Raw genomic sequence first — 14,450 nt, forward strand, 5'->3', positions numbered from 1 at the left:
ATCCTGAACCCAGTGGCCGCCGGCTGACGAAGGAGTCCGAAGGTGCCGTCGATGCTCGATGCCGTCGTGGTGGGTGCGGGGCCGAACGGACTGACGGCCGCCGTGGAGCTGGCCCGCCGGGGCTTCTCCGTGGCCGTCTTCGAGGCGCGCGACACGGTCGGGGGAGGCGCCCGCACCGAGGAGCTGACCCTGCCCGGCTTCCGTCACGACCCCTGCGCGGCGGCCCATCCGCTGGGCGTCAACTCGCCCGCGTTCCGGTCCATGCCCCTCGATCGGTACGGCCTGGAGTGGCTGCAGCCGGAACTGCCCATGGCGCACCCGTTCCCCGACGGCACGGCGGCCGTCCTGGCGCGGTCCGTGGCCGAGACGGCGGCCTCGTTCGGACCGCGCGACGCGGGCGCCTACCGCAGGCTCGTCGAACCCTTCACGCACAACTGGGACACCCTGCTGCGGGACTTCATGTCGCTGCCGCGCACCGCGCTGCCCCGGGACCCGGTCACCCTCGCCCGCTTCGGCCTGGTGGGTCTGCCGCCCTCCACGTGGCTGATGCGCCGGTTCCGGGACGAGCGGGCGAAAACCCTGTTCGCGGGGCTCGTCGCCCATGTCATCTCCCCGCTCGACGGCCTCGCCAGCGGCGCGGTCGGCCTCGTCTTCGCGCTCGCGGCCCACGCGCGCGGCTGGCCAGTGGCACGCGGCGGCTCCCAGTCGATCTCCGACGCGCTCACGGCGTACCTGAAGGACCTCGGCGGCGCGGTCCACACCGACTACGAGGTCAAGCGCCTCGACGACCTGCCGCCGGCGCGCGCCTACGTCTTCGACACCTCGCCGACCGCCCTGAGCCGGATCGCGGGCTTCGGCCGGTACTACGAGCGGTACCGGTACGGGGCGGGCGTCTTCAAGATCGATTACGCGCTGGACGGTCCCGTGCCGTGGACCGCGAAGGAGGCCCGCGTCGCGGGCACCGTGCAGATCGGGGCGGACAGCACGGAGATCGGGGCCGCCCTGAACGCCGTGGCCAGGGAGGGGCGGGCCCCCGAGCGGCCGTTCCTGATCACCGTGCAGCCCGGTGTCGTGGACCCCTCCAGGGCGCCGGACGGCAAGCAGGTGTTCTGGGTCTACGGCCATGTGCCGAACGGCTGGACGGGAGACCTCACGGACGCCGTGGAGCGCCAGTTGGAGCGGTTCGCGCCCGGCTTCCGGGACCGGGTGCTCGCCCGCGCGACGGCGGGCCCGCCCGAACTGGCCGTCCGCAACGCCAACTACGTGGGCGGGGACATCGCCTGCGGGGCGACCAGAGGACTCCAGCTGCTGCTGCGGCCCAGGTTGACGCTGTCGCCGTACACGACTCCGCACCCGGCTGTGTTCATCTGCTCCTCGGCCACTCCGCCGGGCCCCGGGGTGCACGGCATGTCGGGGCACAACGCGGCGAAGGCCGTGTGGAGGAGGCTCCGCCAGACATGACAGTCATCGAACTCGTCCAGGGCGACATCACACGGCAGAGCGTGGACGCCGTCGTGAACGCCGCCAACTCCTCGCTGCTGGGCGGCGGGGGCGTGGACGGCGCCATCCACCGGCGCGGCGGCCCCGAGATCCTCGACGCCTGCAGGGACCTGCGGGCCTCGCACTACGGCAAGGGGCTGCGCACCGGGCAGGCCGTGGCCACCACGGCCGGACGGCTCGACGCGCGCTGGGTGATCCACACGGTCGGACCCGTGTGGTCCGCGACCGAGGACCGCTCCGGGCTGCTCGCCTCCTGCTACGAGCAGTCCCTGAGGGTCGCCGCCGAACTCGGCGCGCGGACCGTCGCGTTCCCCGCGATCTCCACGGGCATCTACGGATGGCCACTCGACGACGGGGCCCGTATCGCCGTGCGGACCGTGCGGGAGAGCGCGGGGGCCGCGATCGACGTGGTGCGGTTCGTGCTCTTCGACGAGACGGCGTACGGGGCGTTCGCGGCGCAGGCCGGCTGACGCCGCCGCGAGCGCGGGCCCGCCGCCGTCCGGCCGGTGCGGCCGAGAACACGGCCGCGCGCGAGGATGCCGGCGGGTACGCGAGCTCGGGCCCGCCCCGGAGCCCGGGGCGCCCGGCCTCCGCTCCGGCCCCGCCACCACCGCCTGCGCACCGGTCGGCTTCCGGCCGGCCTCCGCTCCGGCCTCCGCTCTGGCCCCCTCGCCACCGCCTGCGTACCGGTCGGCTTCCGGCCGGCCTCCGCTCCGGCCCCCTCGCCACCGGCTGCGTACCGGTCGGCTGCTGCACGGACCCGGACCTGCCACTTCCGGCTCGCGGTCCGGTGGCCTCGGGAGCACGCCCCCGGCGGCCCTCGGCGCCCTCGGCGCACCGGCGGCCCTCGGCGCACCGGCGTCCCCGGCGCACCGGCCCCCGGCCCCCGGCGCACCGGCCCCCGGCGCTGCGCGCCCGAGCACGTCGCCCCCACCGGCAGCCCGACGGCAGGTGGCGGCAGCCCGACGGCAGCCGACGGCAGGTGGCGGCAGCCGACGGCAGGGGCGCGGCAGTGCGGCGGCACAACGGCGAGGGCCGCTGTCGTGCCGGGAGTCGTCGAGGGGCGGTGCGGCCGCCCACCGGCACCCCACCCGCCGCCCCACCGGCACCCCACCGGCCGCCCCCGGGACTCCCCGAGGCAGATGTCGCATTCTCGCCAGCCGAGGCCATGACCATGGCGGATGCTGGAAGGCATGCAGAACGGGATGCACACCGACACCGAGCGTTGCGTGCGCGCCGTCCAGTCCAAGGACGGCCGCTTCGACGGATGGTTCTTCACGGCGGTCCTGACCACGCGGATCTACTGCCGTCCCAGTTGCCCCGTCGTGCCGCCCAAGCCGCAGAACATGACCTTCCACCCGAGCGCCGCCGCCTGCCAGCAGGCCGGCTTCCGGGCCTGCAAGCGGTGCCGCCCCGACACCAGCCCCGGATCGCCCGAGTGGAACCGCCGCGCCGACCTCGTGGCCCGCGCGATGCGGCTGATCGCCGACGGAGTGGTGGACCGCGAGGGCGTACCGGGACTCGCCTCCCGCCTCGGCTACAGCACCCGGCAGATCGAACGCCAGCTGCTGGCCGAACTGGGCGCCGGCCCGCTCGCCCTCGCCCGTGCCCAGCGGGCCCAGACCGCCCGCCTGCTCATCGAGACGACACGGCTCCCGATGGCCGAGATCGCCTTCGCGGCGGGCTTCTCCTCCATCCGCACGTTCAACGACACGGTCCGCGAGGTCTTCGCCCTGTCTCCGGGCGAACTGCGCACGCGGGTGCCCGGCGGGTCCGCGCCGACCGCCACCCCGGGGGTGCTGGCCCTGCGGCTCCCGTTCCGTGCCCCGCTCAACCCCGACAACCTCTTCGGTCACCTCGCCGCCACGGCTGTGCCCGGCGTAGAGGAGTGGCGGGACGGCGCCTACCGGCGCACCCTGCGGCTGCCGTACGGCCACGGAGTCGTCGCCCTCACCCCCATGCCCGACCACATCGGCTGCCGGCTCACCCTCAGCGACATGCGCGACCTGACCGTGGCCATCAGCCGCTGCCGCCGCATGCTCGACCTGGACGCCGACCCCGTGGCGGTCGACGGGCAACTGCGCACGGACCCCCTGCTCGCCCCGCTCGTCGACAGGGCGCCGGGACGCCGGGTGCCGCGCACGGTCGACGAGGCCGAGTTCGCCGTACGGGCCGTCCTGGGCCAGCAGGTCTCCACCGCAGCGGCCCGTACGCACGCCGGCCGCCTGGTCACCGCGCACGGTGAGACGGTCGACGACCCCGAGGGCGGTCTCACCCACCTCTTCCCGTCGGTCGAGGCGCTCGCCGCGCTCGACCCCGCGGCGCTGGCGATGCCCGCCACCCGCCGGGCGACCCTCACCACGCTCGTGGGCCGGCTCGCCGACGGAACCCTGCACCTGGGCGTCGAGAGCGACTGGGAGGAGAGCCGGGCCCGGCTGCTCGCACTGCCCGGGTTCGGACCCTGGACCGTCGAGGCCGTCGCCATGCGAGCCCTGGGCGACCCCGACGCCTTCCTGCCCACCGACCTCGGAGTCCGACGCACGGCCAGGGAACTGGGCCTGCCGTCCACGCCCGCCGCGCTCACGGCCCGCGCCGCCCAGTGGCGGCCCTGGCGCGCCTACGCGGTCCAGTACCTCTGGGCGACCGACAACCATCCGATCAACCACCTGCCGGGAGAACCCCGTTGAAGCAGCACACCGTCATCGGCAGCCCGTACGGCCCGCTGACCCTGGTCGCCACGGACGGCGTCCTGTCCGGGCTCTACATGACCGACCAGCGCCACCGCCCGCCGGAGGAGAGTTTCGGCGACCCCGACGACACCCAGTTCGGTCCCGCGATCGAGGAACTGCGGGCCTACTTCGAGGGCGGGCTCAAGGAGTTCACCGTCGAACTCCGCCTGGAGGGAACCCCGTTCCAGCGCTCCGTCTGGGAACGGCTGCGCGCCATCCCGTACGGCGAGACCCGCACGTACGGTGAACTCGCCGACATGCTGGGCAATCCCAAGGCCTCGCGCGCGGTGGGACTCGCCAACGGCCGCAACCCGCTGGGCATCATCGTGCCCTGCCACCGCGTGGTGGGCGCCGACGGCAGCCTGACCGGCTACGGCGGCGGACTGGAGCGCAAGCAGCGGCTGCTGGCCTTCGAGCGGGGCGAACCGGGCGGGTTGGGGGACACGGGCGACCGGGGAGCGGTCCTGTTCTGACGGCCCCGCTCCCGGAGCCGGCTCTCAGCCCCCGTTCGCCGCCCAGTCGTTGCCCGGCGTGCCCAGCCGGCGGAGCAGTTCGGGCAGCGCGGTGCCGATGGGCTCCCGGATCACCTCGTCGGCACGGTCGTCGTACGGGGTGGGTTCGGCGTTGACGACGACCAGCCGCGCCCCGTGGTCGGCGGCGACCCCGGCCAGGTCCGCGGCGGGCTGCACCTGGAGGCTGGTGCCGACGGCGACGAACACCTGGCACGCCTTCGTGACGGCGACGGCCTCACCCATCACCACGGGGTCCAGCCGTTCCCCGAACATCACGGTCGCCGGCTTCAGGATCCCGCCGCACTCCAGGCACGGCGGATCCGGCTCACCCGCCTCGACCCGGGCGAGCGCGTCCTCCATCGGCCCGCGCGCGTGGCACCCGGTGCACACGAAACGCCTCGCGGTGCCGTGCAGTTCGAGCACCTTGCGGGCAGGCAGGCCGGCGAGCTGGTGCAGTCCGTCCACGTTCTGCGTGATCACCCGTACCGGCACCCCGGCGCGCTCCAGTTTGGCCACCGCCAGATGCGCGGCGTTCGGCCGGACCCGGAGAGTGCCGACCTCGTGGCGCATCAGCCACGCGCGCCGCCGGATCTCCGGGTCGTTCATGTAGAACTCGTACGTGACGAGCTTCTGGGCCTCCGGGTCCCGCTGCCACAGGCCGTTGGGGCCACGGTAGTCGGGGATGCCGGAGTCGGTGGACACGCCCGCGCCACTGAGCAGCGCGACGAGAGGCTTGGTCATGGGCCGAGCGTAGGAGGGCCCGCCCGGAGCCGGCCACGGAATATCGGGGCGCGCGAGCCCGGCCCGCGGCGCCGCGCGGGGCCGACCGACGCCGCGGTTGATCGCCGGGTCAGCCGACCCGGTACCCGCTCTCCAGCTCCACCGCTCCCGCGTCCCGCGCGACGACGTCGAGCGCCTCGGCCACCCGGCGGCCCAGCGCGCCGTTCAGAAGCTCGCCCAGCTCGTCGCGCGGCACGAGCCGCCAGGACAGCAGCTCCTCCTCCTGGAGGCGGATCGCCTTGAACTGCTCCTCCCGCAGCACACCGCCGTCGTACAGGTACGCCACGATCGGCGGCCTGCCCGTTCCCGGCACCCAGTCCACCGCGAGCAGCCGCCCGACCGGCAGGTCCAGGCCGATCTCCTCCAGCGTCTCCCGGTGGGCGCCCTGCCGCGGGGTCTCGCCCGCGTCCGACTCGACGGTGCCGCCGGGCAGCGCCCAGCCCTCGCGGTAGTTGGGCTCGACCAGCAGTACCCGGCCCTCGGCGTCACGCAGGAGGACGGCGGCGCCGACGAGGACACGGGGGAGTCCCGCGATGTACGCGGCGTAGTCAGCAGACGTCATCCCGCCACCCTAGCGAGCGGCACGAAGCCCTCCCACCAGGCCGGTTGGGGCGCGCGCGTCCCTCGCCCCCGTACTCCCGCCGTACGGAATCCCCGCCGGACCGGCCGCCGCGCGCGCCGGGCGCGTCGCCCCGTGCGGACGTCGTGAGGTCTCGTGCGCACCGCGGCCCGGGGTGGTGAGGCGCGTACATCCGCACGCCGGGCGCACGCGGCGCACGCCGGGTCCGGGCCGCCACCGGAGCCGTGGGCGCACTGTCCGCCGTCGCGCTGTCCAGTGGCCGCTGTGCGGGAGGTGCTGTCCGGGAGGTGCTGTCCGGCACGTGGGAACGGCCCTGGGCAGCGGCCCGCTCCGCCGGTTAGGGTCGCAGCGGCGCGCGACTGCCTTGACGTGTGCAAGGCCGAGAGCAAGGGGAATGCAAGGTGGCGGACGCTGAAGTGAATCGGACCGGGTCCCAGAGGGTGCTCATCGCCGCGGACAAGTTCAAGGGCTCTCTCACCGCCGTGCAGGTGGCCGAACGGCTGACGGCGGGACTGCGCCGGGCCGCGCCGCTGACCGAGGTCGAGGCGCTGCCGGTCGCCGACGGCGGTGACGGCACGGTCGACGCGGCCGTGGCCGCCGGTTTCGAGCGCAGGGAGGTACGGGTCGCCGGGCCGCTCGGCGACGAGGTCGCCGCCGCGTTCGCGCTGCGCGACGGGACCGCGGTCGTGGAGATGGCCGAGGCCAGCGGGCTCCAGCGCCTCCCGGCCGGGGTCCTCGCACCGCTCACGGCCTCCACGTACGGGTCGGGCGAGCTGCTGCGGGCGGCTCTGGACGCCGGGGCGCGGACGATCGTGTTCGGGGTCGGCGGCAGCGCCACCACGGACGGCGGAGCGGGCATGCTGGCGGCGCTCGGGGCGCGGTTCCTCGACGAGGACGGCGAGCCGGTGCCGCCCGGGGGCGGCTCCCTGGACCGCCTCGCCACGGCGGACCTGTCCGGTCTCGACGAACGGCTCTCCTCCGTCGACGTCGTCCTCGCGAGCGACGTGGACAACCCGCTGACCGGTCCGAAGGGCGCGGCGGCGGTGTACGGACCACAGAAGGGGGCCTCTCCCGAAGACGTGGCGGTGCTCGACGCCGGGCTCGCCCACTTCGCCGCGATCCTGGAGAAGGCGATCGGGCCCAGGGCGGCGGAGCACGCCGCGGCGCCCGGCGCGGGCGCCGCGGGCGGTATCGGGTACGGGGCCCTCGTGGGCCTCGGCGCGGGTTTCCGGCCCGGCATCGAGGTGATGCTCGACGTGCTGGGTTTCGGGCCCGCCCTGGAACGGGCGACCCTGGTCATCACGGGCGAGGGCTCGCTCGACGAGCAGACCCTGCACGGCAAGGCACCCGCCGGGGTGGCCGCCGCGGCGCGGGCGGCGGGCAAGGAGGTCATCGCGGTCTGCGGCCGACTGGCCCTCGCGCCGGACGCGCTCGGCCGCGCCGGCATCCGGCGCGTCTACCCGCTCACGGACGTCGAGCCCGACGTGGCCCGGTGCATCGCCGAGGCCGGGCCGATCCTGGAGGACGTGGGGGAGCGCATCGGGCAGGACTTCCTGACCTGACCTGACCTGACCTGACCTGACCCGTCCCGGCGGGCCCCCGCCATCCGACGCGCGGGCCGGTCCCATGGCAGGGGTCATCGGCCCGCCCCGGCACCGGGAGCGCGCGCGTCGTCCACCGACGCCGGCCGGTGCGCGGCCCGCTGCCGGGGGAGCCGTGACGCGCCCCCGGCGTCGCCGTGCCGCGCCCCGCCCGCAACACCCGGCGGGCACGCGGCGCCCGCCCTGCACGAGCCCCTGCGCCCTGGGTCCGAGGGCCTGCCCCGGCCCGTGGAAGGGGCCGCCGGAGCCGGCCCCCTGCCCGTCCCGCACGAGCCCTGCCGGAACCCGGGCCGGGGAGCCGGCCCCGGCCGCCGGAACGGGCCCCCGGCACCACCGCCGACCGCAGCTCCCCGGCCCCGCCGCCGCCCCGGCCGCAGACTCCGGCCCGCCCCGGGCCAAGCCCACGAGACCGCGTCGCCCGAGGGGGCGGCGGTCTCAGCCCAGCCGGTACGCGTCCAGCGCCAACGTCATCTCGATCAGGTCCCGGGGCCGGGCCAGTGACCGGGATGTCAGCTGCTCCAGCCGCCGCAGGCGGTTGAACACCGTGTTCCGGTGGCAGTAGAGGCGGCCCGCGGCCCGGCCCGCTGACCCCTCGCAGGAGAGCCACACGTCCAGCGTCTCCAGCAGGACGGCCCGGTCGCCCGGTTCGAGCTCCAGCACCGAACCGAACACGTCCGCCACCAGCCGCGCCGCGAGTTCCGGCTGGCTCACCACCAGCGCGGTCGGCATCCGCTGGTCCAGCCGCACCACGTCCGTCGCGTCCGGCGCGCAGGTGCGCAGGGCCAGTTCCGCGAGCCGCCGGGCCCGCCCCAGCTCCCCGAGCCCGCCGACGATCGGACTGATGCCGCCCGGCCCCGTACAGCGCCCGTCCAGCGCCCGGGCGACCCCGTCGAGACCCTGCCCCTCGGCCAGGGCCACCACCCCGACCTCGCAGTCCGCCCGCATCCGCCAGATGAACCTGAACCCCTCCCCGGGCACGGGCCGCCGGAAGGTCTCGCGCCGCTCGGAACGCAGCACGACCACCGCGTACGGGCCCCGCTCGGGCAGATCGAGCCCGGCTGCCGCCCGCGCCGCGAGCCCGGGCGCCTCCTGCCCCTCGAGCAGCGCGTCCAGCAGCGCCTGGAGCCGCTCGTCGGTGCGCCGCCGCAGCTCCATCTCCGTGGCCCGGTACGCGTCGCTCGCCACGGCGGCCTGCGCGTCCACGGCGGACCACACCATGGTCGCCGAGCGCATCAGCACGCCCAGCCGCTCCGGTTCGCGCCCGGACGCCCCCTCCAGCAGCGCGTCCCACACCAGGTACCCGGCGGCACGGTACGCGTGGACCAGCAGCTCCAGCGGCAGACCCTGCTGGGCCCGCCGCCGCCCGGCCTCCTCCGCGTGCTCCAGGTCGCGGCGCGGCGAGTCCCGGGGCGCGGAGATCGTCTGGATGCCGATCCGCATCGCCTCCTCCGCCTCCCGCCACTGCTGGTCGTACGGGAGGAACTGCCCGTACACGGGGGAATGCTCGGCAAGTTGCCGCATGTGCTCGTCGACGAGTTCCGGAAGCCGCTCCAGCAGTCCCGTGCAGGACTCTGCGAGCAGCTTCCAGTCATGACCGGTACGCCTTTTGCGGGCTCCCATGGCCGGAGGATGCCACCCGCGAACGACCCCGCACAGGCCCCTGACACGCGGTGTTGTGCGCGCGCACAACGGGTGGCCGTGCCCGCTGGTCACCCGCAGCGATTCGCCCGCCCCCCGTGGACGGACGCCCGCGCCCGGTGCTGTCGTGAGCGCCACACCGGGCGAGAACAAGGCGTCACAGCACAAGGACAGGGGGGAATGCCATGGGTGGTTCGGGGCTGGTCGTACACGACCTGTCGGTCGGATACGGCCCCGTACGCGCACTGCGCCAGGTGTCTCTGGAGGTACCGGAAGGGGCCGTCGTCACCGTCCTCGGCGGCAACGGCGCCGGCAAGTCGACCCTGCTGAGGGCGATCTGCCGGACCCTCTCCTTCCACGGCGGCGCGGTCACGGGCGGCACGGTGAGCCTGGGCGGCCGCCGTATCGACGGACTGACGCCTGACCGGGTGGTCGCAGCCGGGGTGTCCCAGATCCCCGAAGGCAGGCAGGTGTTCGCGCGGATGACCGTCGCCGACAACCTCCGTGCCGGGGCGCTCGGCGCCACCGGCGGACGCACGGACCGCGCCGCGGCCCTGCGCCGCGTCCACGAACTGTTCCCCGTCCTCGCCGACCGCGCCCAGCAGCGCGCCGGCCTCCTGTCAGGAGGTGAGCAGCAGATGCTCGCCGTCGGCCGCGCCCTGATGGCCGCTCCCGGGATGCTGCTCCTCGACGAGCCCTCCCTCGGACTCGCCCCGCTGATGGCCCAGCGGATCGCCGACACCGTCGGCGAGATCAACGCCCAGGGCACCTCGGTGCTGCTCGTCGAACAGAACGCCGCGCTGGCCCTGCGGCTCGCGTCCCGCGCCTACGTCCTGGAGGTCGGCGAGGTCGCCCTGTCCGGCCCCGCGGACGAACTGGCCGCCTCGGACGAGGTCCGCCGCCGCTACCTGGGCGTCGTCGACGAGGACGCGGCGGCCGACGGCGAGCAGGCCCGCGCCGCCCACCCGGCGCTGACGCGCTGGAAGGGATGAGCGCCGCCATGCCGAACACCGCCCCCGAGACCCCCGAGACCCCCGGGGCCCCGGACGTACCGGCGCTCCAGGTCGAGGACCTCACCGTCCGCTTCGCCGGACTGACGGCCCTGGACTCCGTGAGCTTCACCGTGCGCCCCGGTACCGTGCACGCCCTCATCGGGCCCAACGGCGCCGGGAAGTCCACCTGTTTCAACGTGCTGTCCGGCGTCTACCGAGCCACCTCCGGACATGTCCGCTTCGGCGAGCGCGAACTGACCGGCATGCCTCCGCACCGCATCGCCGACCTGGGCGTCGCCCGCATCTTCCAGAACCTCGCGCTGCCCCCGCTCGCCACGGTCGAGGACAGCCTGCTGCTCGGACGCCACCGGCTCACCCGGACCGGCTTCGTGTCGGCGGGACTGCGTCTGCCCTCGGCGGCCCGGGAGGAGCGCACGCACCGCGAACGGGTGCGTGAGATAGCCGAGTTCGTCGGAATCTCGGCCTATCTGGACCGCCCGGCGGGCTCGTTGGCGTACGGGCAGCAGAAGCTCGCCGAACTCGCCCGGGCGCTCTGCATGGAGCCCCGCCTGCTGCTGCTCGACGAGCCCGTCGCGGGCATGACCGCCGACGAACGGCGGCGGACCGCGGCCGTCATCGCGGGCGTCCGCGACAGCCTCGGCATTTCGATCGTCCTGGTGGAACACGACATGGGGGTGGTGATGCGGCTCGCGGACGCGGTGACCGTACTGGACTTCGGGCGCCGCATCGCGGACGGCGCCCCCGCCGACGTACAGAACGACCCGGCGGTCGTACGCGCCTACCTGGGAGAGCGCCCCGACGAACCCCGGGGAGAGGAGACCGCCTCGTGAGCACCTTCGCCGAACTCTTCCTCAACGGCATCTCGATGGGATCCGTCTACGCCCTCATCGCGCTGGGCTTCGTGGTCATCTTCCGGGCCACCGAGGTCGTCAACTTCGCCCACGCCTCCCTGCTGCTGGCGGGCGGCTACGTCACCGCGACGCTCCACGACGACCTCGGGTTCTGGCCCGCGCTCCTCGTCGGCATCGCGGGCGCCGCGATCGTCGGAGCGGCCGTCGAGTTCCTCGTGATGCGCCGCTACCGGGGCTCCGACCACAGCGTCCTCGCCATCGTCACGATCGGTGTGGACATCCTGCTCACCACCGAACTGACCCGCCGCATCGGCACGGACGTGCTGACGCTCGGCGACCCGTGGGGCGACTCCGTCCTCACGATCGGCCCGATCTCCCTCGCCCACACCCGCATCGCGGCCTTCGTCGCGGCGGCCCTGCTGATCACCGCGTTCCTCCTGGCGTTCCGGTACACCTCCTGGGGCGTCGCCATGCGGGCGGCCGCCGAGAGCCCCGAGACGGCGGCCCTGATGGGTGTACGGCTCGGCCGGGTCTCGCTGGGCGCCTGGGCCGTGGCCGGCGGACTCGCCGCCGTGGCGGCCCTCTTCCTGACGGTCTTCCCCACCCCCGGGCTGGAGCGAGCCACCTCGCTCGCCGCGCTCAAGGCGTTCCCCGCCGCGATCCTCGGCGGTCTGGACTCCACGACCGGGGCGCTCGTCGGCGGACTCCTGGTGGGCGTCACCGAGTCGCTCGCCACCGGGTACCAGAGCGAGCTGACCTTCCTGGGACGGGGGCTGGGCGATCTGGCCCCCTACCTCGTGATGACCGCGATCCTGCTCATCCGGCCCGCCGGGCTGTTCGGCACGAAGGAGCTGGCCCGTGTCTGAAGCCCTCGTGGGACCGCTGCGGCTGCTCCGCACACGTACGTACGTCTGGGCCGCCGGGGGGATCGTCCTGCTCGCCGTGCCCTTCTACCTGGACCGGTTCTGGCTCCAGGCCGGGCTGTTCGCGATGGCCGCCGCGATCGGGGCCATCGGGATCAACCTCCTCACCGGCTCCACCGGCCAGCTCTCCATGGGCCACGCCTTCTTCCTCGCGGTCGGCGCCTACGGCTACTGCGTGTTCGCCTCGGAGAGCGGCGACGGGCTGACGGGCCTCGGCCTGCCGACCTGGCTGGCGGCGGTCCTCGCCGTGCTCGTCTCCGGCCTGGCCGGCGGTCTGTTCAGCCCCATCGCGGGCCGGCTGCGCGGGGCGTACCTCGGCATCGCGACCCTCGCGCTGATCTTCATCGGGCAGCACGTGCTGTTCAACGCCCGTGATCTGACCGGTGGTTTCAACGGCCGGGACGTGCCGCCCCTGAGCCTGTTCGGACTCACCTTCGACGACAGCGAGGTCGTCGTCGCGGCGGTGCCGTTCGGCTCGGCCGAGAAGCTCTGGTACGCGGGCCTCGTGCTGCTGCTCGGCTGCGGGCTGTTCGCCCGCGGTGTGCTGCGCAGCCGCCCGGGGCGGGCCATGAACGCCATCCGCGACCACCGCATCGCGGCCGGGGTCATCGGAGTACCGGTGGCCCGCTACCGGGCCGCCGTCTTCGTCCTGTCCTCCATGTACGCGGGCCTGGCGGGCGTCCTGCTCGCCCTGGTCTTCCAGCGGACCGTGCCGGACTACTTCGGCATCACGCTGTCGCTCGAATACCTCGCCATGATCGTCATCGGCGGGCTCGGTTCGGTCTCGGGGGCGGTGGTCGGAGCCGTGTTCGTCTCCTTCCTGCCTCAGCTGCTGACCCGCTACAGCGATGCGCTGCCCCTGGTCTCCGCCCCGGGTACGGGCGGGATCGCACCGGGCGAGGCATCCCGGTACCTCTACGGCGCCGCCGTTGTCGCGGTGGTGCTCTTCCTGCCCGGCGGCCTGGTCAGGATGGCCGCCGGGCGTCGCGTCAGGACCGATCAAGGGGAGAAACGATGAGTACGACGTATGCGGCCAAGGCGGCCGCCGGTGCGCTGGCCGCGCTGCTCGTGCTGGCCGGATGCAGTTCGAAGGCCAAGGACGACGAGGGCGGCGACAAGGGCACGGCCGCGGGCGAGGTGAAGACCGGGGACGGCATCTCCGGCAAGACCATCTCGCTCGGCGTCCTCACCGACATGACCGGTGTCTACGCGACGCTCGGCAAGAGCGTCACCCAGGCCCAGCAGCTCTACGTGAAGCAGTTCAACGCCGACGGCGGCGTGTGCGGCTACAAGGTCGAGCTGACCGTCCGGGACCACGGCTACGACCCGCAGAAGGCGGTCGCCGGCTACACGGAGCTGGAGCCGAAGGTGCTCGGCTTCGCCCAGTTCATCGGTTCGCCGTTCGTCGCCGCCGTCAAGAAGCGCATCGACGGTCAGGACAAGGGCCTGGTGCTCCCGCAGGCCTGGTCGGACTCGCTGCTCGGCAGCCCGTACATCCGGGTCATCGGCTCCACGTACGACATCGAGACGATGAACGCGGTCGACTTCCTGATGAAGGAGAAGGGCGTCAAGAAGGGCGACAAGATCGGTCACGTGTACTTCGAGGGCGACTACGGCGAGAGCGCCCTGGTCGGCTCCAAGCACATCGCCGAGGAGGCCGGCCTCACGGTCGTCGAGCAGAAGATCAAGCCGACCGACAACGACATGACCGCGCAGGTCGCCGCCCTGAAGAAGGCCGGCGTCAAGGCGATCGTGCTCAGCGCGGGCCCGCGCCAGGCGGCCTCCCTGGTCGGCGTCGCGGCGGCCGGCAAGTTCAACGTCCCGGTCATCGGCAACAACTCGGCGTTCGCCCCGCAGCTCCTCGGCACCCAGGCGGGCCCGGCCCTCATGGCGAACTACTACGTGGCGTCCCCGTCCCTGCCCATCGGCGCGGACACCCCGGAGGCCAAGAAGCTGGTGGCCGAGTACAAGAAGGCCTATCCGAAGGACTCCCTCGACAACGGCATCGTCGCGGGCTGGACCGCGGCCTCCGCGTTCGGCCAGGCACTGAAGAAGGCCTGCGAGAGCAAGGACCTGACCCGTGAGGGCGTCGACAAGGCCCTGCTCACCCTCGACGCCCTGGACACGGGCTTCGGCATCGCGCAGGACTTCACGGACCCGAACGCCGCGTCCTCCAAGGAGAGCGTCATCCTCCAGCCCGACAAGTCGGTCACCGGAGGCATGAAGGTCGTGCGCGAGCCCGAGGCCTCGGAGGTGGCGGAGGCGTACACCAAGTAGTGGACGGCCCGGTAAGCGACGGTCCCGCGCGATCCGCGGAGCCGTC

13 protein-coding genes are annotated in these 14,450 nt (G+C 74.0%); 10 read left to right on the forward strand and 3 right to left on the reverse strand.

What is annotated here, in order from left to right; genetic code table 11:
• Positions 1–51: 51 nt before the first annotated feature.
• The 4 genes from IE265_RS09940 (at position 52) to IE265_RS09955 (ending at position 4,702) form a co-directional block, all read left to right on the forward strand.
• Entirely contained in the window at positions 52–1,461 is a 1,410-nt protein-coding gene (locus tag IE265_RS09940) for a phytoene desaturase family protein (RefSeq protein ID WP_190035138.1), read from the forward strand.
• The gene (locus IE265_RS09945) at positions 1,458–1,970 is read left to right on the forward strand and encodes an O-acetyl-ADP-ribose deacetylase (protein ID WP_190035055.1); all 513 of its coding nucleotides are present in this window, start codon (positions 1,458–1,460) and stop codon (positions 1,968–1,970) included. Before IE265_RS09940 ends, IE265_RS09945 begins: the two co-directional genes overlap by 4 nt.
• Before the next feature lie 723 nt (positions 1,971–2,693).
• Complete coding sequence (locus tag IE265_RS09950; protein WP_308434780.1) at positions 2,694–4,187, forward strand: AlkA N-terminal domain-containing protein; 1,494 nt, start codon at positions 2,694–2,696, stop codon at positions 4,185–4,187.
• Positions 4,184–4,702, forward strand: coding sequence for a methylated-DNA--[protein]-cysteine S-methyltransferase (locus tag IE265_RS09955; RefSeq protein ID WP_190035056.1), 519 nt, complete (start codon positions 4,184–4,186; stop codon positions 4,700–4,702). Before IE265_RS09950 ends, IE265_RS09955 begins: the two co-directional genes overlap by 4 nt.
• Positions 4,703–4,726: 24 nt before the next feature.
• Here IE265_RS09955 and IE265_RS09960 read toward each other — a convergent pair whose 3' ends face one another.
• Entirely contained in the window at positions 4,727–5,482 is a 756-nt protein-coding gene (locus IE265_RS09960; protein ID WP_190035057.1) for an SIR2 family NAD-dependent protein deacylase, read from the reverse strand.
• A gap of 109 nt (positions 5,483–5,591) precedes the next feature.
• Positions 5,592–6,083, reverse strand: a complete 492-nt coding sequence (locus tag IE265_RS09965) for an NUDIX domain-containing protein (RefSeq protein WP_190035058.1) — start codon at positions 6,081–6,083, stop codon at positions 5,592–5,594.
• 419 nt (positions 6,084–6,502) lie between these two features.
• Here IE265_RS09965 and IE265_RS09970 point away from each other — a divergent pair, with 419 nt between their 5' ends.
• Positions 6,503–7,663, forward strand: a complete 1,161-nt coding sequence (locus IE265_RS09970) for a glycerate kinase (RefSeq protein WP_229916109.1) — start codon at positions 6,503–6,505, stop codon at positions 7,661–7,663.
• Positions 7,664–8,137: 474 nt separating this feature from the next.
• Here IE265_RS09970 and IE265_RS09975 read toward each other — a convergent pair whose 3' ends face one another.
• The gene (locus IE265_RS09975) at positions 8,138–9,322 is read right to left on the reverse strand and encodes a PucR family transcriptional regulator (RefSeq protein WP_190035059.1); all 1,185 of its coding nucleotides are present in this window, start codon (positions 9,320–9,322) and stop codon (positions 8,138–8,140) included.
• Between the two features lie 203 nt (positions 9,323–9,525).
• Here IE265_RS09975 and IE265_RS09980 point away from each other — a divergent pair, with 203 nt between their 5' ends.
• From IE265_RS09980 to IE265_RS10000, 5 genes are read left to right on the forward strand one after another with little or no spacing between them, the layout of a single operon-like run.
• Positions 9,526–10,332, forward strand: a complete 807-nt coding sequence (locus IE265_RS09980; RefSeq protein ID WP_190035060.1) for an ABC transporter ATP-binding protein — start codon at positions 9,526–9,528, stop codon at positions 10,330–10,332.
• A gap of 8 nt (positions 10,333–10,340) precedes the next feature.
• Positions 10,341–11,183, forward strand: coding sequence for an ABC transporter ATP-binding protein (locus tag IE265_RS09985; protein ID WP_190035061.1), 843 nt, complete (start codon positions 10,341–10,343; stop codon positions 11,181–11,183).
• Positions 11,180–12,070: a branched-chain amino acid ABC transporter permease gene (locus IE265_RS09990; RefSeq protein ID WP_190035062.1), complete on the forward strand. Its 891-nt coding sequence runs from the start codon at positions 11,180–11,182 to the stop codon at positions 12,068–12,070. Before IE265_RS09985 ends, IE265_RS09990 begins: the two co-directional genes overlap by 4 nt.
• On the forward strand, positions 12,063–13,145 hold the full coding sequence (locus tag IE265_RS09995; RefSeq protein ID WP_190035063.1) for a branched-chain amino acid ABC transporter permease: 1,083 nt from the start codon (positions 12,063–12,065) through the stop codon (positions 13,143–13,145). Before IE265_RS09990 ends, IE265_RS09995 begins: the two co-directional genes overlap by 8 nt.
• The gene (locus IE265_RS10000; RefSeq protein WP_190035064.1) at positions 13,142–14,404 is read left to right on the forward strand and encodes an ABC transporter substrate-binding protein; all 1,263 of its coding nucleotides are present in this window, start codon (positions 13,142–13,144) and stop codon (positions 14,402–14,404) included. Before IE265_RS09995 ends, IE265_RS10000 begins: the two co-directional genes overlap by 4 nt.
• Positions 14,405–14,450: the final 46 nt, after the last annotated feature.

The sequence above is a fragment of the Streptomyces fructofermentans genome (genome assembly GCF_014651055.1).
GTDB lineage: Bacteria > Actinomycetota > Actinomycetes > Streptomycetales > Streptomycetaceae > Streptomyces > Streptomyces fructofermentans.